Below are 20,859 nucleotides of genomic sequence, written 5' to 3'. Positions count from 1 at the left end.
GCGCAGTAGCTCGATCAGCGCGGCATGTTGCGCGCGTAGAAGATCTCCAGCATCTCGTGCCGTACACGCTCTTCCACCTGCTTGCGCTGCTCGGGCGACAGGTTGCGGGTCGCATCGCCGAACAGGTAGTTGTCCAGGTCGAACTCCTTGAGCAGCATCTTGGTGTGGAACAGGTTCTCCTGATACACGTTCACGTCGGTCATCTGATAGGCCTCGTACGTGTCGTCGGAGAGATAGTTCTGGATCGAGTTGATCTCGTGGTCGATGAAGTGCTTCTTGCCCTCAACGTCTCGGGTGAAGCCGCGCACGCGGTAATCCACGGTGACGATGTCCGAGTCGAACTGGTGGATGAGGTAGTTGAGCGCTTTCAGCGGCGAGATGACGCCGCAGGTCGACACATCGATGTCCACCCGGAAGGTCGCGATGCCTTCCACCGGATGGATCTCCGGATAGGTGTGCACGGTGATATGGCTCTTGTCGAGGTGCGCCAGGATGGTGTCCGGTAGCGGCCCCGGGGATTCCTCGATCTGGCTGTCGGTCGGGGTGACCGGTTGCTCGGAGATCAGGATGGTTACGCTGGCGCCTTGCGGATCGTAATCCTGACGGGCGATGTTCAGGATGTTTGCGCCAATGATGTCGACAACATCGGTGAGGATCTGCGTGAGACGTTCAGCATCGTACTCTTCGTCGATGTACTGCACGTAGGCCTGCTGGTCTTCAGGCGTCTCGGCATAGCAGATGTCATAGATGTTGAAGCTCAAGGTCTTCGTCAGGTTGTTGAACCCGTGGAGCTTGAGTTTGCTTTTCACCGTGGGATAACTCTCATCAAATGCGGCTCTGCCGCGTGGTTGAGCATGCCCGTCAGATGCGTATGGCAGCACCTGCGTAGGACGGTTTACACCTCTTCGCGATGGCGATTGTGGTTGCTTGGTTTCGGACCGGATGGCCCTGAAAAAAGGTGGCGCATTATGCAGAGGTCAGGCGACCTCTGCCACAGTTTGCACGCCCTTGATGATGAAAGGATGAAGCGGGCTGTCAGCCGAGTTCTACGATCTCGTAGTCGTGAGTGATCTCAACGCCGGCGCGGCCGAGCATGATGGAGGCGGAGCAGTATTTCTCGGCCGACAACTCGACCGCACGCTTCACCTGGGCTTCCTTCAGGCCACGGCCCTTGACCACGAAGTGCACGTGGATCTTGGTGAATACCTTCGGGTCTTCGTCGGCGCGCTCGGCCTCGAGGAAGGCTTCGCAGCTTTCCACCGGCTGCCGGCCCTTCTTCAGGATGCTGACCACGTCGAAGTTGGTGCAGCCGCCCAGGCCGAGCAGGAGCATCTCCATCGGACGTACGCCCAGATTGCGGCCACCAGCGTCTGGCGGACCGTCCATCACCACGACGTGGCCACTGCCGGACTCACCGAGGAACATCGCCTCGCCCGCCCACTGGATTCGCGCTTTCATTGCAAGGAACTCCGCCGGAATAAAAGGGGCGACAGCTTATCACAGCCCTCTAGCACGCCCACCGGGCACGATGGCTGTTACCCAGGTCTCATTTCCACACGGCCAGTATGCATTTATGGCTTAAGCTGACGCCGGTTTACTGGCACACTCTCAGAAATTGCCCGTACGAATGTTCCTGCTTTCCGATTGTTGGTAACACGTCGTCTGTTAAGCTCTTGCCGATTTACGTACAAGCAGGAATGCTCCACAAGGCAATCTTGCCGCCCTGGGGATCGAGGGGGATCGAGCCAGGGACGCACGGCACTATAGCGGTCATAAAAAAATCATTAGCGCCTGTTGTGCAAAGGCCACTCTTATACTTTCCGGGACTCGGGCATGGTAGCTATTACCCTCACACCCAAAATCAAGAACCTCGACAAGTTGCTCGCGCACTGTCACCGCCGCCGCTTCACCGCCAAGAGCACCATCATCTACGCCGGTGACCGCTGCGAGAGCCTGTTCTTCATCATCAAGGGCTCGGTCACCGTCCTGATCGAGGACGACGACGGTCGCGAGATGATCATCGGGTACCTCAACACCGGCGACTTCTTCGGGGAGATGGGGCTCTTCGAGAAGGAAGGCAGCGCCAACCAGGAGCGCAGTGCCTGGATCCGCGCCAAGACCGAATGCGAAGTCGCCGAAATCAGCTACGCGAAGTTCCGTGAGCTGAGCCAGCAGGACCCGGAGATTCTCCTGACCCTCGGCAGCCAGATGGCGGACCGCCTGCGCAAGACCACCCGCAAGGTCGGCGACCTGGCCTTCCTCGACGTGACCGGTCGCGTCGCGCGCACTCTGCTGGACCTGTGCCAGCAGCCGGACGCCATGACCCACCCGGACGGCATGCAGATCAAGATCACCCGCCAGGAAATCGGCCGCATTGTCGGCTGCTCCCGCGAGATGGTCGGCCGCGTACTCAAGAGCCTGGAGGAACAGGGCCTGGTGCACGTAAAGGGCAAGACCATGGTGGTCTTCGGTACTCGCTGAAGTCACCAGACAACAAAAAAGCCGGCAATCGCCGGCTTTTTTGTGCGCGCAGGAAAGGTCAGGTCGGATCGGCGCCCAGTTTGACCTTGCTGCGCTCGGGGAAGAACAGGCGCTTGAGCTCGGTACCCGGCTCGTCGGCGCGCATGAAGGCTTCGCCAACCAGGAAGCCGAACACGTCGCTGACTTCCATCAGCTCGACATCCGCGCGGTTGAGGATGCCGCTCTCGGTGATCACCATGCGCTCGCGCGGGATTTCCGGCAGCAGGTCCAGGGTGGTTTCCAGGCTCACCTCGAAGGTATGCAGGTTGCGGTTGTTGATGCCAACCAGCGGCGTGTCCAGGGTCTTCAGCGCTCGCTCCAGTTCCGTGGCGTCATGCACCTCCACCAGCACATCGAGGCCAACGTCCTTGGCCACCGACGCCAGCTCGGCCATGCGCACGTCATCCAGTGCCGAGACGATCAGCAGGATGCAATCGGCGCCGATGGCGCGGGCTTCCACCACCTGGTACGGGTCGATCAGGAAGTCCTTGCGGATCACCGGCAGCTTGCAGGCCGCGCGCGCTTCCTTGAGGTAGGCATCGCTGCCGAGGAAAAAGTCGATGTCGGTCAGCACCGAGAGGCAGGTAGCGCCACCCTCTTCGTAGCTCCGGGCGATATCGGCAGGGTCGAAGTTCTCGCGAATGATGCCCTTGCTCGGCGAAGCCTTCTTCACCTCGGCGATTACCGCCGGCTCGCGGCGCTTGGCGCGCTCCAGCAGGGCGTTGGCGAAACCGCGCGGGGCATCCGCCGCTCGCGCCAGCTGCTCCACCTCGGCAAAGGCGACACGGGCGCGGCGTTCGACGACTTCTTCGGCCTTGCGGGCCAGGATCTTCTGCAGAACTGTCGGCACACTCACTGTGCGTTCTCCTCTCGGTAAACGGCGGTGAAGGCCGCCAGCTCTTCCATTTTCTCCCTCGCCAGCCCCGTGTGCAGGGCGTCGTGGGCCAATTGCATGCCTTCATGCAGGCTGGTTGCCAGGTCCGCAGCATAAAGCGCGGCGCCAGCGTTGAGCACGATCAGCTCGGCAGCCTTCTGTCCGGCCTCGGTCTTGCGACGGCCGAGGGCATCACGGATCAGCTCCAGCGACTGCTGGGGGCTGTCCACGGTCAGACCGATCAGGCTCTGGCTCTTGATGCCGAAGTCTTCGGGCTGCACTTCGTATTCGGTGACCACGCCGTCCTTCAGTTCGGCCACATGGGTGGGCGCGGCGAGGCTGAATTCGTCCAGGCCGTCGCGCGAATGCACCACCAGGATGTGCTCGCTGCCCAGGCGCTTGAGCACCTCGGCCAGCGGGCGGCACAGCGCCTGGCTGAACACGCCGACCACCTGGTGCTTCACGCCGGCCGGGTTGGTCAGCGGACCGAGCATGTTGAACAGGGTGCGCAGGCCCAGCTCGCGGCGCGGGCCGGCGGCGTGCTTCATGGCCTTGTGATGGACCTGGGCGAACATGAAGCCGACACCCACGGTCTCGATGCAGCGCTTCACCTGCACCGGCTTGAGGTCCAGGTAGATGCCGGCGGCTTCCAGCAAATCGGCGCTGCCGCTCTTGCCGGAGACCGCGCGGTTACCGTGCTTGGCAACCTTGCCACCCGCCGCGGCGACCACGAAGGCCGCCGCCGAGGACACGTTGAAGATATTCGCGCCGTCACCGCCGGTGCCGACGACGTCGACCACGTGCTTGAGGCTATCCAGCTCGACCTGGTCGGCCAACTCGCGCATCACCGCCACGGCGCCAACGATCTCGTCGATGGTCTCGCTCTTCATGCGCATGCCCATGAGGAAGGCGCCGATCTGCGCGTCGGTGCACTGGCCGGTCATGATCTCCCGCATGACGTCCTGCATTTCCTCGGTGCTCAGGTCCAGCTGGTTGACCACGCGGCTGAGGGCTTCCTTGATATTCATGCGCGCACTCCACCGGTTTGCTTGAGGAAGTTGGCCAGCATCTCGTGGCCCTGTTCGGAAAGGATCGACTCGGGGTGGAACTGCACGCCCTCGACGTTCAACGTCTTGTGGCGCAGGCCCATGATCTCGTCGACCGAACCGTCTTCCAGTGCCGTCCAGGCGGTGATCTCCAGGCAGTCGGGCAGCGTCTCGCGCTTCACCACCAGGGAGTGGTAGCGGGTCTGGGTCAGCGGATTGTTCAAGCCAGCGAAGACACCCTGGTCCTTGTGGAACACCGGGCTGACCTTGCCGTGCATGACCTGACGGGCACGCACCACGTCGCCGCCGAAGGCCTGGCCGATGGACTGGTGGCCCAGGCACACGCCCAGCAGCGGCAGCTTGCCGGCAAAACGCTCGATGACGGCCAGGGACACGCCCGCCTCGTTCGGCGTGCACGGGCCGGGGGACAGGACGATGCGTTCGGGGTTGAGCGCGGCGATCTCGTCGACGCTCAATTCGTCATTGCGAATGACGTGGATGTCGGCCTTCAACTCGGCGAAGTACTGCACCAGGTTGTAGGTAAAGGAATCGTAGTTATCGATCATCAGCAGCATGTCTGCTCGAACCTCATGATTGCACTGCTTTCGGATCGCGCCATCGTCGACACCCGTTGCGGCCTCGCGGGCTGCGCGAATCTGGCGATTATGCCAGCGGATGGGGAAATGGACGCGTAAGAAGAGACCGGCGCTATGCCGGGAAAGAAGGAATCAGGCGCGCCAGCGCCAACGGGCGAATGCCTTGAGGAGGGAGGTGATGATGCGGGTGCTGTGGAACACAATTGCGGTCTCGCCTAGCGATGGCCGAACAGTAGCCCAAGGCCGGGCGACAGCGCAATACGCACGGCGTCCCGGCCGACGAAGGTAGGCAGGTTCAGCGGCACGCGTCGAGCGCGGCACGCAGGCGGGTTTCGTAGGCCAGGTGCTGCTGCCGCTCGGCCAGCAGCGCGCGCACCTTGGTTTGCATATCGTCCGCCGGGCGCAGGTCGGCGGTGGCGAATCTCGGGGTTTCGACGGCCGGTGAGCGGCACGGCACCGGGACGGGAATGCGAACTTCCACCGGCAGCGGCGCGGTCGAAGCGCAGCCAGCCAGGAGCAGCACAGGGATGACCCGCAGCAGCTTCATGGCAGTAGCTCCCGGTCGATCAGCTGACGTACCACGGCGCACTCCTCGCCTTCGCTGCGCTCCAGCAGCAGCCGGCTGGCAGCGGTTTCATGGCTCAGCGCCTGTTCGCGAGCCTGGGCGAGGGCGTGCTCGACAGCGGCCGCGCGCTGGCGGGCGGCCTCCTCCAGCGCGGCGACCTGACGGTTCTGCAGGGCCAGCTTCGACTCCAGCGCCTTGCCGGCATCGCTGCAGCGCGCCTGTTCCAGGCGCAGGCTCTCCAACTGGCCGCCATAGAAACGCGCCGCCAGCCAGCCACCGATGCAGCCACCCAGCAAAAAGCCGGTCAGCCCCAGCGCCAGCCAGAAGCGGCTCATCCCAGCACCTCTTGCGCGCGGTACCAGAGCCGCAAACGCTCCTCCAGCCCATTCAGTCCGCCGTTGATGCGTCGGGTGATGTCCTCGAAGCGCGCGGCGTCAGCCATCTCGTTGAGCCCATTGCGCTGCCACCACCAGGCGGCGGAGCGGCACGCCCAGCGCGGCTCGGCCAATAGTTGCGGGCGGGCGACAAAGGGTTGCCCCAGTCCTTCACCGACAGCGCGGTAGTTACTCCGCCCGGTCACCTGCAGCAGGCCGCGCCCCCGAAAGCGCCAGCCATCGCCAGAGGCTTCGTCGCCATTTCCGTTGCGCCCGGCGTAGACGAGGTTGGCGATGCGCTCCGGCTGATAGGCGACGTCCCGCGCCAGCGCCGTGGGCGAGCCATCGGCGCTGCGAAAGCGCCGGGGCCAGACAACGGCCAGGCGCTGCGCGCTGTAGGTGAAGCCTTCCACGCAACGGGTCAGCTGCGCGCTCTCGTGGCCCACCTGGGCGACAAAGGCAGCAATTCGCGGCAGCGTATCGATACCGAAATCCTTCAGGGCGGCATCGAGTACCGGCAGAAAAACGCCCGCGACAGGGCGGGCATTGGGCAGGATCAGCAGGAGCCGGGATTCGTCGATGAGCATGTCAGCCGCCCTCCCCTGCCTTGCCCTTTCCCTGTGCCCCACCATTGCACTGCACCGTGGTGGTCCAGCCGCCGGAGGAGAAATGCTGGGTGACCGAATCGATCAGGTAGCGCCCGTCGACTCCGGCCTTGAAGCCCTGCAGATCGATGGTCAGCTCAGCGAACAGGTCGGCGCGACCGGGCATGTCCAGCTGCACTTCGGCGCTGTTGCGATTGAACTCGGCCAGCCGTGCCGCCGCGACTCGCCGGGCCGCCGCTTCGTCCGGCTGCGGGTGGCGGTCGCAATGCTCCGCGGCGACCTGAGACGGTGCATCCGGATTGGCCACGCGCACCTGCTTCTGCACACCGTCGGCACCGCGATAGGGCACCTTCACCGCCGCCACTACCTTGCGGTCATCCAGGGTGAAGCGGAACGATCCCACATCACCACGAGCGAGGACGGGTATCTCCAACACCTGACCACTGGCGCTGCGTCCGGACTGCCGAGGCTGCACCAGCAGGCTGTTGTTGGCCAGCTTCGCAGTGCAGTCGTACAGCCGCGCCAGGCGGGTGATGAAGTTGAAGTCCGACTCGCGGATCTGGTCGATGCGCGCGATCACCGTCTCGACAGTGCACGCGGCACGCCAGCCATTGCGCGCCGCGATATCCGCCACCACGCTCGCCAGGCTCATGCCTTCCCAGCTGCCGCTGCGGGCGGCCTTGCCCTGGCCGCGCATATCGCCGCTCTTGCCCTTGATCACCAGGTTATCCGGCATGCCGCTGTAGGTCAGCGTATCCACCACATAGCGACCCATGCGCGTGAGCGGTGCGCCGTCGTAGCCGAGGAAGACTTCCAGCGCGGCACCGCGCCGGGGCAGCGTGACGGCGCCATCGCGGTCGTCGATGGTGATCTGGAAAGTGTCCGATTCCAGGCCCGGCTTGTCGGTCAGTTGCAACTCGATCAAGCGATCGCTGACCAGCGCGGTGATGTCCGCGCCGTCGGCGCTGATGCGGAACGCAGGTTTCATAGGCCACCCTGAATGAAAAGGCCCCGCTTGAGCGGGGCCTGGTTGCTGAAGCGAATGCCGGTGGTCACTCCCACAGGCGCACGCTCTGGTCCGCCGGCACGACCAGTTCCGGCAGGCGGATGATCACGCCGCCGCGCAACGGTTGTGCCTCGTCGGCCAGTCCGGGATTGGCATCCAGCACGGCTTCCACGCAGCCATTGAGATGCCCGTAGCGCTGGTAGCAGAGGCGGTCCAGCAAGTCGCCGTCAACGCTTCTGATTATCGTCGTCGCCATAGCGGGTGAACTCCAGGTCGAGGGTTTGCTGACGCGGCACGCCATTGGCGAACAGCGCCTCCTGCGTCTCGGTGATCTTGGTCAGGCACCAGTTGCCCAGGTCGTCGCCGCGCCCGGTGCCGAGGTGGACCGGCTCGCTCAACGCCGCGATATCCCGCAGCGTCCGCGGCTGATTCCAGCCGACACGCTGCGAGGTGTCGCCGGCACGGATGAACAGCGGCATCACCACGCCATTGAGCGTGAGCGTTTCCGGGCCCAGGCCGACGCTCTGTTGCGCACTGCGCCGGCCGAGTCGCGCCTGGTCCCTCCAGGCAAAGCTGCTGGTGCGGGTCAGGCGCTGGAAACCAGTGGTGTCGACGTTGAAGTAGTAGGTGTGCTCGGTCGACTTCAACGGGGTCATGATCAGCAGATGCTGCGGTACCTTGCACATCTGCTCCGAGGGATCGAGCCTGGGCGCCAGCACCGAGCTGGGCAGGATGTCCTTCAACCGCGGATCAATCTTGCCCAGCACCTTGTTAACCGCCTGGCCGGCGTTGTTGATCTCCTCACCCAGCTTGCCCACGCGCTCGTTCACCTCGGCGGCCACCTGCTTGGCCTTGTCGAGGTTTTTCTGCAGCTTTTCCTGCTCGGCCTGAGCTTTCTTCACCACCTCCTGCAGCTTGCCCTGGGCGCGGACGATGCCATCGGTGACGCGCTTGAGCTTGGCCGCCGCCTCCGGCGTGACGCCGGGCAGGCCTTCGAGCGCAGCGACGCCGCTGCGGATATGCAGCATCGCCTTGTCCACCGGCGCGCTGACCTGCTCCAGGTCGCGCCGGGCGGCCGTGGCAGCACCCGCGATCATGCCGAGGCCGGTATTGAACTGTTCCAGATAGGTCATGGGGCCTCCTCACATGACGACGGTGTCGAACAGCGCGTTGCGCTGCCGTTCCTGCTGAGCCTCGGCGATCAGCCGGCGCATGGCCGGGATCAGCTCGTCCAGCAACTGCTGCGGATTGACGATGTTGCCCGCCACGTTGATGCTCACCTGCGGCGAGAAGGTCCAGTTGGGCGGACCGCTGGCGCCCGCCGCTGCGGCTACCGGAGCAGCAGGTGGCACAGCGACTGGCGGCGCTTTCGCAGCGCCTTCCGACGGCCCGAACAGCGCCCCGGCCTTGCCACCGATCCACTCGCCCACGGTCGCGCCGATGGCGCCGCCGACCAGCGTGCCCAGCACCGGAATCGGGATCAGCGTGCCCAATGCGGCACCGGCTGCCGCGCCAATGGCGGAGCCACCGGCCTTGCCGTAGCCGATAGCCTTTTCGGCCGACGACTTGTCACTGGCGTAGACCGACGCGGCATCGGCAATGGCCATCGCGGCGTTGACCGGAGCGAAACGTCGCAGCCCCGCCCCAGCGCCACGTGCCAGTCCGCTCACCGCCCTTCCTACTGTAGAAGCACCCACGCTTCGCACCATGCCCGCGCCACGGCGTAATACGCCGCCAAAGGCGCGTCCGGCACGCGAAGAGCGTATGGATTGGGCAGCCCTGCCGAGCCCGCCAGAAGCGGCTCCGGCAACGCGCCCCAGAGCGGACCTGGCGCGCTGGAAAATCCCTCCGCGCGATCCCCGGCCCGCACCACCGGGCTTTGGCTTGCCGCCGTTCTTGCCGTTCCCTTTTCCCTTGCCTTTACCTTTCGACCCGCCACCAATCGGGTCGCAACAGCCCCATAAAGGCCAGTTGGTGACGAAGACTTTCTGGATATCCGACTTGCCACCCAGCAATGGCTTGGCCGCAAAAAGTCCACCCGCGATTGCCGCTGCTGAAACCGCCAGCAGCTTGTGATGGTTGAGCAGCGTGTCGCCAATCCCCAGCATCGCGCCAGAAATCAGTTGCTCCGTCGCTTCCAGCTCACCAAGCGGAGAGTCACGGTACTTGTCCACGCCCGAATCCAGCACATCCGCCGGTGCAGCGGGCGTCCCTTGCCGGGCTTGCAGCAGGTTCCCGACCTTCTGCGTATCGCCGGGACGAAGCGCTTGCAGCCCGTTGAGCAGACCACGGCTGAGCGACTCGACCGATGGAGCCTCTTTCTGGCCCCGCCACGCCACCGTACTCAATGCACGCTCAAGGTCCGCCGCGCTCTTGATATCGCCCTTCTGCTGCAGCGCGCTGACCAGCTGAGCCGTGGTTTCGACCGATACGCCCTGGCCCTGGGCGAACTTCGCTGCCACCGGCAGCATCGCCACCATATCGTTCAGCGGCACCTTGTGTTCGACCAGGGCCTGGGCCAGGTCCAGCACCTTGTCGCGGGGCATCGCAGCCTCGTGGCCGGCATCCACTACATGATCACCGAGAGCCGCTTCAGCTGCGGGATCATAGGGCTGCCCCGCCGCCTCGCGGACCTGCATCAGACGTCCGCGATACGCCAGCGTCATGCTGGCCGAAGCGCGTAGAACCTCCCCGACGGAGCTCAGCTCGAGCAGCGGCTTGGTCGCTGTCTCCAGACGCTGCCAATCGTTCGCCGGAGTATTCGCTTGCGCAGCCATGCTGACGACGATCTTCGGCAGACGAATATCCAACGGCCGCGGCGCCAGCAGTTCGATGATCCGCCGCAGCGCCAGCCGTGTTTCCCCCGTGTTGCGTTCAGCGGCGCGATGGCGGATATCCTGGTTGTCCTGGACCGCGTCCATGCCATCCACCAGGGTGCGCAGCATCAGGCTCGCATCCAGCGAGCCAACCCTATTGCCCAGGCGCGTAGCGGAGTCCGCTATCACTTGCCCGAGCGTACTGCCCAGGCCAACGACAACCGACGTCAGTACCTGCGGTTTTTCACTAGTGTCCATTTCACTTGCCCTCTGACGAGATTCGCCTCCGCGACGACAAGGGAGCGCCGGTCGCCCGACGCTCCGCGAGGGCGAACTAGCCCGCCTCATCCCCCAGCCACCAACGCAGGTCGCTGAGCGTCATGCGCTCCAGTTCGCCGGCCGTGAAGCCCGCCTCAGTCGCCAGTCGCCGCGCCAGCTGGCGCATCAGCGCGAAGCTCATCGCCGTCCTCTCGCACCAGGCGAAAGTAGGCGTACTGCAGGCGCTGGTAGTCGCTGAGCTTGAGCCCCTCCAGATCCTGGCGGCTGACCTGCACCAACGAGGCGAACAGTTGCAACTCGCGCTCCTCGTCATCGCTGGCGACCTTGCTGGCCAGGCGGATGTCGCGCACGGTGGGCGCACGCAGGGTGAGGGCGTCGACATCGACGCCATTGCAGGAGGTCGGGCGGGACAGTTTCACCACTGCCGCGTCCTCGGACAGGCTCAGCCACGCAGGCTGTTTGACGGAGTCTTGCATCAGGGTTCTCCTCAGACGCCCAGGTCATTGCGCATGGCGGCGAGCTGGTCGACGCCGTCGATCTTGCGCACCGAGTTGGCCGGGTCGATCTCGAACATCTCGCGACCCTCGACTTCCAGCTTGTAGTAGGTGACCGCCACGCTGTAGGTGCAGGCGGCCAGGTCACCGGCCTTCCAGTCGCCCGGGTTGATCTCCTTGAGCAGGCCACGGACGGTGGCGACCACTGGAACGGTGCCGCCCTTCTGGGTCTTGAAGGAGCCGCGGAAGGTGCCGTTGAAGGCGCCCTGGTCACTGAGGCCGAAGAACTTCATGGCCTCGCGACGGGCGCCGTTGGTGGTGAACTTGGCTTCCATGGCCTCCAGGCCGACATCGAGCAGGACCGGCGCGTCCATGCCGCCGGCACGGTACTCCTGGGTCTTCACCTTGAGGGTCGGCAGGGTCAGGGAGGGTACGTCACCGGCAAAGCTGACGCCGTCGACGAAGAGGTTGGTGTTGGTGAGGATCTGCGGAATCATCTGGGGTTCTCCTTAAGCGGCGTCCAGGACTTCGGTGAGCCACTGATCGGTCACCTCGACGCGGAAGTTGGGGTTCTCGGCAGGCGGTACGTCGGTGAAGCGGATGTTCCAGTACACCTTGCCCTGGGCCAGCTGGCTGGCGGTGTTGAGTTCCGGGTCGGCGTAGACCTCGAAGTCGATCACCGCGCCCTGGTTCTTCAGGTCGCGCATGAAGGCCTGCAGGCCCTCGGTGACGTCCTTCACGTAGGTCTTGGTGATGCCGCGGTCGACCGCCCACTTGTGCCCGGCGAGGATCGCGTCCATCACCATGTCCATGGTCCGCACGCGGGTCACGAAGGCCCACTTGGCGTCGCTGGAGAGAGTGCGGTTGCCCCACAGGCGGTAGCCGTCGTCACGGATGACGGTGGTGATGTTGGCGTTGTTGAGCAGGTTGGCGCGGCAGGTCTCGTCGCCGTCGAGGAACTCGATGGGGCGTCCGGTGCCGGTGATGCCGAGCAGTTCCTTGTTCGACGGCGAGGACCAGAAGCCGTACTGGCTGTCGGTCCAGGCGAACAGCGCGGCGGCGTTGGCCGAAGCCGGCGCATCGACGGTGGCGCTGCTGGTGGTGTCCCAATACTGCACGCCCGGATCGACCAGGTAGATGCGCTTGCTGCCGAACTCGCCGGCGTAGGCGATGGCCGCCTCGTCGGTGGTGTTCGGGCCGTCGACGATGGCGATGGCGCGCAGCTTCTCGGCCAGCGCGCCCATGGCGGTGCCGACCGCCTGGGTAGCGGAATGCTTCGGCGCGATCAGCAGGCGCGGCTGGGCGTTGAAACGCGACTTGCCATCGAGCAGCGCCTGCAGGCCGGTACGCTGGCCGGCCTCGGTGACGCTACCGATGATCGCGGAGGTCAGCTGCGCCGCATCCTCGACTTTCGTCACGCCCACCGCCACGACCACCGCAGCGGACTGGGTGAAGATGGCGGTACAGGACTTGTAGATCGCCGACGCGGTACCGAACGCGGCAGCCGCTTCGCGCAGGCTGGTGAGCAGCACCGGCACATCGGCTTGCGCGGTCAGTTTGGCATCGGGGGTGAAGGTATCCACCAGGCCGATGATCGAGGACGACGGCAGCGCAATGGTGCGCGCACCGACGTCGACATTGGTCACGGTGACGCCGTGAAAGAAGCTCATAGGGTTTCTCCAGACATAAAAAAACCCGCACTGGGCGGGTTGTGGGCATGGTACCGATCAAGCGCTGAGGTGCCTGATTCGCAGCTGAATGCGACGCTTCTGGCTGTCCGTCATGCACGGTCTCGGTATCAGTATTTCGTCACGAAGATCCGTCGTGTCGCCACGCGGAAACGCCGTCTAAAAGGTGGCAGATCGCGCCCCCGCCTTGGCTCAGACTTGGGGGCCAAGACTCTGGGTGTCAGGCGAGTCCGGCCATTGGATGTCTCGAGGATAGCGAGGCTGTTGTTCGATCCGACCCAGGGCAACGCGGTAGGCTTTCCACAATTTGAGTAACGCCTGTTCTTGCGTCGTGGCCTCATCCAGATCCACAGCGTCCTGCAGCGGGGCGATCCGGATCGCAGCGTCCGCCAGCAGTGCATTACGTCGTGCAACCGCAATCTCAACGAGTTGGTCCTCGGTGAAGATGGGCGGCGCATAAGCAGCGATCTCACCGAAGTCACCGGCGATGGCACGAGCAAACAGCTCAGGGCCGTATTCGGTGTCATCCTGAGCGGCGGCGGTAAAGGGGACGGTTCCGACTCCAGGAAAAGTGACTAGCAGATCTATCCGCGAGCGCTCGGCATCCGCCCAGCGCGGCTGTTCTGCAGCAGAGTACGCCGACAAAGACGCGTCTTCGGCGACCGATTCGATTTCAGTCTTCATTCATGCAATCCGTTGATAAAGAGAGTTCGCCGCGCCATTGCTGGAGCGACCCTGGGTCCAGCCCATCAGGCGCCAGGTGCCGCCCGGACTGGAATTGCTGGTCTGGTTATCGTCCCCCCCCGACCAGGACAGCGCAGATCCAGCCACCGTCGAGCCCGGGCCAAGAATCGTCCCGGCGATGTTGCGGAAGAAACCATAGGACGCGAAGCCGCCCGCCCCCGTATTGATGGTCGCTGCCAGTGCTTTGAATGCAGCGTCGCGTTCGGTCCAGACGAGCCCGAGATCCAGTGCGTCTACCTGGGCTCGCAGCCCTGCTCCGGTGACATCCCAGCCCAGGTAGACAACGTTCCCCCCTTGACCATTGCCTCCACCCTGGCGGACCGGAGTGAACCCCAGGTATGTCTGCACATAGTGAACGCCACCGTCGGTCCGTCGCACATAGGCCGTAGCACCGTCGTGACCGAGCGCTACCGCAGCCCCCTCCTTGCCAGCACCGTCGGTAATGCCATAGCCGCCCAATGTGGTCGCTTTGCCAGCTTTTCCAGCCAGAGCATTGGTCATGGTGGTGGCAAAATTCGGATCGTTGCCAAGTGCCGCAGCCAACTCTCTCAAGGTGTCCAGTGAGGCCGGCGCGGAGGCGACCAGATTTGCCACAGCCGTTGAAACAAAGGCAGTCGTCGCCAACTGGGTCGTATTGGTTCCCACTGCTGCGGTGGGTGCAGTGGGGACGCCAATGAGCGACGGACTTTCTGTGGCCGCAACCTCCTTCCATGCCGACCAGTTCGGGGTGGATGCCGAACCACTGCCCGTACAAATCCGCCACCCGCTGCGACCGTTGCTGGCGTCATACACGCTCTGCACAGCCTGGAACGTGCCCTCTACGTCAGCGCTCCTGACCCAGAACTGCACGGTGATCGCGAGCGAATAGCCCGGCGGAATCCCTGTCGTAGTCGCAATACTGCGATATACGCCGGAAACTACCGCGGTGCAGTCATTGAGAGAGGCGTTGGGCCAGTTCGGCTGGTACTTGGAAACTCCCAAGCCAACTGTACCCAGTGCAGTCGAAAGTCCAACCTGAGTTGTCAGCTCCTGCCAGGACTGCCAGGTTGAAGACGCACGGCGGCGGAACAATAGGCGATCACCGGACAATGGCTGAAATATCTGGAAGCCTCCTGTGGCATAAACCTTATGCAGAAGCACGCCATTGCCAGCAACCGGCACTCCGATCGTAGAGGAGCCCACGTAGTAGAAGCCGGCAGATAGAGTTGCATCGTCAATATCAGAAATGCTCGGCCCAGTAGCCACCGAGCCCAGCCCGATCTTGTCCCGTAGCACATTCCACACGAACGCCGTAGTCGCCAGAGCGGTGTCGCTACGATCGCTTGCCGCTGTCGGAGCAGTGGGAACTCCGCTCAAGACCGGGCTATCCAGGAAGGCGTTTTCACGCCAAGGCCCCCAAACGGAAGCTCCCCTGCGGCGAATCCAGGTACGATCCCCGCCGTACAGCACAAAAATTTGGAATCCGCCTGCACCGTAAATCCGATGAATCAATCCACCCTGCGCCACGATTGGGGTCCCCGTCGCGGTGCTTGGAACGAAGTAGAGTCCGGAAAGCAGCGATGGATCATCCAGGTCATTTGCCTGAGCACTGTTCAGAGAAGATGTCGCGATGCCATAGGCTGCCATCGCATTGCGCACGAATGCCGTGGTGGCAAGGCTGGTGTCGTTGTCCGATGCATCCGGTGTCGGCGCTGTGGGATTGCCGGAGAATGCCGGCGACGCCAGTCGCGCCAATCCGTTCGTGATGTTCTGGAATGTCAGTGCTGTCGTACCCAGAACAATGGGCGCATCGGTGACCAGCTGCCACACCGTATCGGCCTGGGCTGTCCCAGTTTCGACAGAGACAGTCAGAGCCGGGGTCACCTCGGCATTTTCGTCGCAGTCCTCGCTACGCTTCCAAGCTCCGGTGGCGGCAACGTAGATGCCGTTCTCGCTGGCGGTTGTCTGGTTCTTGACCAGCACCCTGTCGCCCGCGATCAGCACGACGCCGTCCACGCTCTGGATCCCGCTCAAAGTGATGTTGGCAGTGGTTGCCGTGCGCACGGACTGCTTGTAGTCCGTGCGATTCATGGCACTGACGATTGCACCGTCCACATAGTCCCGAGTCGCCAGGACCACGCTGGGATCGACGGTCAGTTGAACCGACGACGTGTTGCTGACGAGCAACACCATGCGGACAGTCTGTGTGCGGCCGCTGCCTTCGGCCAATTGCGGTTTGTACGAGGGCGCGCAGTTGGCATAGGCGACCAGCGCCCCCGTCTCGTCGTACAGACCGAGTTCACGAAGCCACCAACCGCCCACATCGGCGGGAATGATCTGCTCGGCAATGATGCGTGAGCTATTGCTCGGATCGACATCAAGGCTGTTCAGAGGTGCACGACGCACCTCGTTGACCAGCGCAGTACGACCGGCATCAGGCGTGGGTACGGTACCTCCGCCATCGCCCACAGCAAGCTGGGTAATCTTCAGAGTGGTGCCTTGCGCAGTGGCATTCGCCAGCTTGCCGGCACCGATGGTAGTGAGGAGTGCGTAGTAGGTTACGGCCATGATTGGACACTCAAGCAGTCGATGTCAGATTTCAGTCCGGAGGACTGTTGCCACCCGATTACGGAGGGCTGGAGAAAACGGTGATGGTGTCCCCGTCATAAACGACCGAGCCGACGTAGAGCGGCCCCAACGGTTCCACGCTGATATCTAGCCCAATGAGATGTCTGGTAAGAGGCTTAGCGTCATCAATAAGACGCTCTACCTCCTGGTACATCTCCTCGGTGATCCCGCTATCAAGCACGCCGATGCGCAGTCGAAAGGTACCGGGCTCGCCCATGGGCTCCATGTGCCACCACTCAATTACCTCGATGAGGTAACCCAGCGGCTCGATCACCCGCCGCAGCGCGGCGATGGTTCCCTTGTGCTGGTGAATGCGGAATGCAGCGGCCACCGCCTTGCGCTTCACCGTCTCGCTCCAGGCCGGGTCCCAGCGGTCCACCGACCAGGCCCAGGCCAGATACGGCAGCAACGCCACCGGGCAGCGTTGCGGGTCCATCAGCTCGCGCAGCGGCACCGGCAGGTCGGCGACTTGTACGTCCGCCAGCACACGCTCCAGCGGCGTCGAGTTGATCGGCAGCAGGCGGCTACTCATCCGAACCTCCCACGCGAATCTGGTAGCCGCTGCAGTACGCCGCCTGGGTCGCATCGAGCACCACGTCGGCAGCCGGCTTGGCCAGCTCGACACGCTGCACGCCCTCCACATGCAGCGCGGCGAACAGCGCGCTGCGGCGGATGTCGCGGCCGATGCGGCGTTGGGTGGCGATGTAAGTCTGCAGCGATGCTTCGGCAGCCTGCTGGATCAGCTCGGCTTCCGGTCCCGGGTAGATGTAGAGCACGGCGTCCACCTGATAGGGCACGATGGCAGCGGACTGCACCGTGAGGCGGTCACCCACCGGGCGCACATCCTCATCGTTCAGGGCAGTACGCACCGCTTGAAGCAGCTCTTCCGCCGCTGTTCCATCGCCTTCCGAGGACAGCACGCTGACCAGCGCCTCGCACGGCTGCGGGCTGATCGCCGAGACATCGGCAATGCGTCCGTCAGCACCGAGGGCGAAGGCCACGTAGGCATTGCGCGGGCCGGCCACCGACAGTTGATCGAAGGCCAACTGGGTGCGGTTGCGCAGCGAGTCGTCGCCTTCCAGCACGGCCGGCGTCGGTGGCGAGGTTGTGGTATCGGCTTTCTGGATCACCAGGCGCTTGACGTTGTAGCCGGCGGCCAGCTGGTCAAGGTCGCCCTGGGTCGCATAGCCGAGCATCACCGCACGGGCAGCATCGTTGATCCGCGCACGCAACAGCAGCTCGCGGTAGGCCGCCAGCTCCAGCAGCTTGACCACCGGATCGGACTCCACCGCGGCGCTCCAGCCTTCGCCCATGGCGCTGCGAAAGTCCGCCAGCAGCTCGGCGTAAAGCGCCTCGTAGTCGAGACGCTCCACAACCTCAGGAGCAGGAAGTTGGGACAGGTCGATCAGGCTCATGCAGCCACCTCCAGTCCGATCTCATCGCCCAGGTAGACGCCGCGCAGGCGCAGCGAAACGTTGCCGGCGACCACTGCCACGACCTGCACCGAACTCAGGCGCAGGCGCGGTTCCCAGCGGCCGATGGCGCGGGCGACCTCGGCCTGCACTGCGCCCTTCCAGCCTTCGGTCACCGGCAGGTCGACCATGCGCCGCAGGCGACTGCCGTACTCGGGGCGCATGCGCCGGCTGCCCAGCGGGGTGGTGAGGATGTCCTCGATGGATTGCTTCAGATGCGCCAGCGCGCTCAGCGGCTGGCCGGTGCGTCGATCCATGCCGATCATGGCCGCGCCCTCCGTCGCTCAGGGCGCGCACGGGAAAAGTTGCCCATGGCAGGTCTCCAGAAATGCAGAGGCCCGCACGTGGCGGGCCCGGGTTGGAAGTCGAAGCGACTTCAATGGGTGTGGTGGTTGCTGTTGCCGGCGGTATCCATGATCGAGCCGGTGCTGGCGATGTTGCCGTTCACCGTCAGCGCGCCCTTGATGGTCACCGGGCCGGTCAACTGGATGCTGGCGGCGGTGATACTCACCGCTCCGGGGTCGATCACCACCTGCGTGCCGCCGACTTTCACCGTGGCGGTGCCGGCAGGCAGCTGCAGGTCATAGCGATGCGCCTGCCAGTCGTAGCTGAGCACCGCGCCATCGGGGAAATGCCAGCTCTCCACCTCGCCGCGATTGTCTGGCGGCGCTGAAGCCGCGCCGAACAGCCCCGGTACGAAGGTGCCCATGGCAGCCATGCCGGACGGGCTGAGCAATACGCCCTGCTCGCCCAGGCTCGGCGCGCGCCAGTGCCGAGCAGTGCCGGCGGCCTGTGCGTGCCAGCGCACCCAGGCGCTGGTCCACTCGCCGGAGCGCACGCGCACCCGCGCCGCCGCCAGGTCCACCGCCACCACTTCGCAGGGCATGACCAGTGCAGCGAGCATGCGGTCGTGCTCTGCGCTCACATAGTCCTGGTTCATTGCAGGGCTCCGGGATCGAAGTAGTCGTCCTCATGCCCGGGCCCGGTCTGCGGATCGAAGCCGATCAACAGATTGCCGGGCGGCTGGTCTTCCCAGGGCCACTCGGCGTCGCCGAGCAGCACCGGTTGGTGCCACTCGACGAGCCACACACGGCAGGTAGCGAGCGCCGGGTTATCGAGCTCCGGCTGCGCCCGGATGAAGCTCACCGGCTCCAACTCCAGGCCCCAGTTCTGCGCGCGCAGCAGGACCGCCAGTGCGGCGACATTGCGCACCGCGAGCGCCTCAGCTTCGGCATCCTCGCGCGTCACCAGCAGACGCGCCTGCAGTCGGCAGATCAGCGCCGTCTGGCCATTGCCGGGATCCTGCCCCGGCAGCATCCCGGCGTACTCCAGCGCCAGCGCCGGTAGCGCCGCCGGGACCTGCTTCAGCGGGCCACGGAGAAAGGTACCGATCTCGGTCAATCGAGCGCTCAGCGTCTGCTCGACCGCATCGAGCAACAGCGCCAGGGTCAAAGGTTGTTCGGACATGTCGTCTCCTTGCAGCGTCACTCTTGTCCGCGCTCACCCGTCGGCAACTCGCAGACACCCAGGCGCTTCGCCGCCCAGCGTTCATAAAGACCGACGGCGATTTCCGCACCGGCCGCCGCCGTCAGGCTGCCGATGGCAGCGGCCAGGGTCAGGGAAGCCCCACAGGCCATGGCCAGGAACATCACCGCCATGCCGCAGACAATCGAGGCACCGGAGCGCAGCGCCAGCCGCCGCAGCAACCGCCAGCCGCCCAGGCCCGCCTTGTCGGCGCGCCACATTTCACCGCTGATGCCGCCCGCCACCGCGAGCAGGATCAGCCCCCACAAAGGCACGTCGGCCAGGGTCTGAGGTTCGTTGCCCATTGGCTCACCTTGGATAAAGACGCCCGCGAACGGGCGAAACCGGCGGCTATCAGCCAACCGGGGATGACTGCCGGCGTGCTCGCCGGCCACCCGCCGCGAAGGCGGATCGAAAAAACGCGGGCATGAAAAAGCCCGGCTCAGTGGCCGGGCTTTTCGGTGTTTCGCGTTGTGCTCCCTGGGGACGCACCTTTACAAGAATGACTACTTTTTACCCCCCGATTCCCGCCGGAACAAGGCTTCCTCGGCAACGCACTGCAATAGGAGGGCAACGCATCAGCAACACGCTTCCATATGCCGCCCTGATCTCATCCAACGTCTGGACAAGGGCAAGCGAAAGCGCCCCGGGGCACAGCTCCCTGAATGAAAAAATGCAGCGAAGGCCCACGAGCCCCGCTGCATTCATCCAGGCCGATCACTCATTAACTGAAGTGCGCGAAGTAGTCACTACCACCGATTCGCTTGCCCAGCAGGTAACTCATCCGGCCCACGTCGAATCCCGGCGGTGTGCCGACCTGCCCTTTGCGGACGACCACGAAGCCGTCATTGACGATGACCTCATCGATCAGCTCAGGATGGCTGACGCTGGCCAGGAGGATCTCGATCACCAGATTGGCCAGCGACTCCTTGCCCGCGAACGGCTTCTTCAGGTCTGCGACCTCGACAGACTGGTGGGCCCATGCCCAGTCCTCGATCACATAGCTGCCGCCGGCCCTGAGGCGGGGGAACAGGGTGTTGAAGGAGATCCGCGATTCCTCGAGGTAATGCGAGGCATCGTCCACCACCAGGTCGAGCGACTCGCCGGCGAACTCGGCTTCGCAGATGGCGATCAGGCGGGCGCTGTCGGCCTGGTTCACGCCGTAGAAGGCCTTCACCTGCCCGGCGGCATGCTCGGCAATGTATCGGTCCAATTGCGCAGCCGGCTTCTCCATGAAGTCGATGGCGACCAATCGAGTCGGCTGGAAGAACTCGTTGAGGAACACGGTACTGCCACCGCGGAAGATGCCGAGTTCGAAAATGGTGCGGTGCGGTTCACCGGTCAGGTGCTCGACGTACTTGTCGATGTAGCGGCGAGGTTTGCCCAGGATGTAGCCGTCCGCCTCTTTGAGCGAGAATAGATCGGACAGTTGCCGGATGGTCTGGAAGACGTGGGTACGAATGGAGAAACGGTGATCATCCCATACAAGCATGGAGAGTCCTTTCCGACACTTCTTATCGTTGATTATGGGCAGCCGCTGTCGGCTGCCATCGGAGGCTATCGCCGGCTACTGTATCGTCTGCAAAACAAAAGGTCAGCAGCAGACGATCCTTGGGCGGGCACGAACATCCAGGTGATAACGCACAGGC

General features: G+C 64.2%; 25 protein-coding genes. 1 reads left to right on the top strand and 24 read right to left on the bottom strand.

Annotated elements, in window-relative coordinates:
- Positions 1-14: 14 nt before the first annotated feature.
- A complete protein-coding gene (gene speD, locus AC1ZV1_RS03040) occupies positions 15-809 on the bottom strand; it encodes an adenosylmethionine decarboxylase (RefSeq protein ID WP_259759008.1) in 795 nt (264 codons plus the stop codon).
- Positions 810-1,035: 226 nt separating this feature from the next.
- Positions 1,036-1,458, bottom strand: coding sequence for an OsmC family protein (locus AC1ZV1_RS03035; protein WP_015475289.1), 423 nt, complete (start codon positions 1,456-1,458; stop codon positions 1,036-1,038).
- Positions 1,459-1,833: 375 nt separating this feature from the next.
- Between AC1ZV1_RS03035 and crp the strand changes: the two genes are divergently transcribed.
- Positions 1,834-2,481, top strand: a complete 648-nt coding sequence (gene crp, locus AC1ZV1_RS03030) for a cAMP-activated global transcriptional regulator CRP (protein WP_484295482.1) — start codon at positions 1,834-1,836, stop codon at positions 2,479-2,481.
- A 58-nt stretch (positions 2,482-2,539) separates the two neighbouring features.
- On the opposite strand, the gene trpC is transcribed toward crp, so the two are convergent.
- The 22 genes from trpC to AC1ZV1_RS02920 all read right to left on the bottom strand — a co-directional run bounded on the left by trpC (position 2,540) and on the right by AC1ZV1_RS02920 (position 20,702).
- On the bottom strand, positions 2,540-3,376 hold the full coding sequence (gene trpC / locus AC1ZV1_RS03025) for an indole-3-glycerol phosphate synthase TrpC (RefSeq protein ID WP_484295481.1): 837 nt from the start codon (positions 3,374-3,376) through the stop codon (positions 2,540-2,542).
- A complete protein-coding gene (trpD, locus tag AC1ZV1_RS03020) occupies positions 3,373-4,422 on the bottom strand; it encodes an anthranilate phosphoribosyltransferase (RefSeq protein WP_184598429.1) in 1,050 nt (349 codons plus the stop codon). The genes trpC and trpD overlap by 4 nt, the downstream gene beginning before the upstream one ends.
- On the bottom strand, positions 4,419-5,015 hold the full coding sequence (locus AC1ZV1_RS03015; RefSeq protein WP_484295480.1) for an aminodeoxychorismate/anthranilate synthase component II: 597 nt from the start codon (positions 5,013-5,015) through the stop codon (positions 4,419-4,421). Before AC1ZV1_RS03015 ends, trpD begins: the two co-directional genes overlap by 4 nt.
- A gap of 316 nt (positions 5,016-5,331) precedes the next feature.
- Complete coding sequence (locus AC1ZV1_RS03010; protein ID WP_484295479.1) at positions 5,332-5,583, bottom strand: hypothetical protein; 252 nt, start codon at positions 5,581-5,583, stop codon at positions 5,332-5,334.
- A complete protein-coding gene (locus AC1ZV1_RS03005; protein WP_484295478.1) occupies positions 5,580-5,936 on the bottom strand; it encodes a hypothetical protein in 357 nt (118 codons plus the stop codon). The genes AC1ZV1_RS03010 and AC1ZV1_RS03005 overlap by 4 nt, the downstream gene beginning before the upstream one ends.
- Complete coding sequence (locus tag AC1ZV1_RS03000) at positions 5,933-6,562, bottom strand: glycoside hydrolase family 19 protein (RefSeq protein WP_484295477.1); 630 nt, start codon at positions 6,560-6,562, stop codon at positions 5,933-5,935. Before AC1ZV1_RS03000 ends, AC1ZV1_RS03005 begins: the two co-directional genes overlap by 4 nt.
- A gap of 1 nt (position 6,563) precedes the next feature.
- Positions 6,564-7,568, bottom strand: coding sequence for a phage late control D family protein (locus tag AC1ZV1_RS02995; RefSeq protein WP_484295476.1), 1,005 nt, complete (start codon positions 7,566-7,568; stop codon positions 6,564-6,566).
- 64 nt (positions 7,569-7,632) lie between these two features.
- Positions 7,633-7,842, bottom strand: a complete 210-nt coding sequence (locus AC1ZV1_RS02990; protein ID WP_484295475.1) for a tail protein X — start codon at positions 7,840-7,842, stop codon at positions 7,633-7,635.
- Positions 7,814-8,719, bottom strand: a complete 906-nt coding sequence (locus AC1ZV1_RS02985) for a phage tail protein (RefSeq protein ID WP_484295474.1) — start codon at positions 8,717-8,719, stop codon at positions 7,814-7,816. Before AC1ZV1_RS02985 ends, AC1ZV1_RS02990 begins: the two co-directional genes overlap by 29 nt.
- Positions 8,720-8,728: 9 nt before the next feature.
- Positions 8,729-10,531 (bottom strand): glycine zipper domain-containing protein, encoded by a 1,803-nt coding sequence (locus AC1ZV1_RS02980; RefSeq protein WP_484295473.1) that lies wholly within the window; start codon positions 10,529-10,531, stop codon positions 8,729-8,731.
- 284 nt (positions 10,532-10,815) lie between these two features.
- Positions 10,816-11,157: a phage tail assembly protein gene (locus AC1ZV1_RS02975; protein ID WP_484295472.1), complete on the bottom strand. Its 342-nt coding sequence runs from the start codon at positions 11,155-11,157 to the stop codon at positions 10,816-10,818.
- A gap of 11 nt (positions 11,158-11,168) precedes the next feature.
- Positions 11,169-11,672 (bottom strand): phage major tail tube protein, encoded by a 504-nt coding sequence (locus AC1ZV1_RS02970; RefSeq protein ID WP_024763578.1) that lies wholly within the window; start codon positions 11,670-11,672, stop codon positions 11,169-11,171.
- A gap of 12 nt (positions 11,673-11,684) precedes the next feature.
- On the bottom strand, positions 11,685-12,845 hold the full coding sequence (locus tag AC1ZV1_RS02965; RefSeq protein WP_484295471.1) for a phage tail sheath C-terminal domain-containing protein: 1,161 nt from the start codon (positions 12,843-12,845) through the stop codon (positions 11,685-11,687).
- A gap of 210 nt (positions 12,846-13,055) precedes the next feature.
- The gene (locus tag AC1ZV1_RS02960; protein WP_484295470.1) at positions 13,056-13,547 is read right to left on the bottom strand and encodes a tail fiber assembly protein; all 492 of its coding nucleotides are present in this window, start codon (positions 13,545-13,547) and stop codon (positions 13,056-13,058) included.
- The gene (locus tag AC1ZV1_RS02955) at positions 13,548-16,154 is read right to left on the bottom strand and encodes a phage tail-collar fiber domain-containing protein (RefSeq protein WP_484295469.1); all 2,607 of its coding nucleotides are present in this window, start codon (positions 16,152-16,154) and stop codon (positions 13,548-13,550) included.
- A gap of 58 nt (positions 16,155-16,212) precedes the next feature.
- Positions 16,213-16,746: a phage tail protein I gene (locus tag AC1ZV1_RS02950; RefSeq protein ID WP_484295468.1), complete on the bottom strand. Its 534-nt coding sequence runs from the start codon at positions 16,744-16,746 to the stop codon at positions 16,213-16,215.
- Positions 16,739-17,629 (bottom strand): baseplate assembly protein, encoded by an 891-nt coding sequence (locus AC1ZV1_RS02945; RefSeq protein WP_484295467.1) that lies wholly within the window; start codon positions 17,627-17,629, stop codon positions 16,739-16,741. The genes AC1ZV1_RS02950 and AC1ZV1_RS02945 overlap by 8 nt, the downstream gene beginning before the upstream one ends.
- Positions 17,626-17,952 (bottom strand): GPW/gp25 family protein, encoded by a 327-nt coding sequence (locus AC1ZV1_RS02940; protein ID WP_484295466.1) that lies wholly within the window; start codon positions 17,950-17,952, stop codon positions 17,626-17,628. Before AC1ZV1_RS02940 ends, AC1ZV1_RS02945 begins: the two co-directional genes overlap by 4 nt.
- A 110-nt stretch (positions 17,953-18,062) precedes the next feature.
- Complete coding sequence (locus AC1ZV1_RS02935; RefSeq protein WP_484295465.1) at positions 18,063-18,626, bottom strand: phage baseplate assembly protein V; 564 nt, start codon at positions 18,624-18,626, stop codon at positions 18,063-18,065.
- A complete protein-coding gene (locus AC1ZV1_RS02930) occupies positions 18,623-19,153 on the bottom strand; it encodes a hypothetical protein (protein ID WP_484295464.1) in 531 nt (176 codons plus the stop codon). Before AC1ZV1_RS02930 ends, AC1ZV1_RS02935 begins: the two co-directional genes overlap by 4 nt.
- A gap of 17 nt (positions 19,154-19,170) precedes the next feature.
- Complete coding sequence (locus tag AC1ZV1_RS02925) at positions 19,171-19,515, bottom strand: phage holin family protein (protein ID WP_484295463.1); 345 nt, start codon at positions 19,513-19,515, stop codon at positions 19,171-19,173.
- 419 nt (positions 19,516-19,934) lie between these two features.
- A complete protein-coding gene (locus AC1ZV1_RS02920) occupies positions 19,935-20,702 on the bottom strand; it encodes a class I SAM-dependent methyltransferase (RefSeq protein WP_484295462.1) in 768 nt (255 codons plus the stop codon).
- Between the last annotated feature and the right edge of the window lie 157 nt (positions 20,703-20,859).

The sequence above is a fragment of the Pseudomonas sp. BB438 genome, from assembly GCF_057180225.1.
The sequence above is the reverse complement of the archived record's forward strand: the minus strand, read 5'-3'. Positions and strand labels throughout refer to the sequence as shown.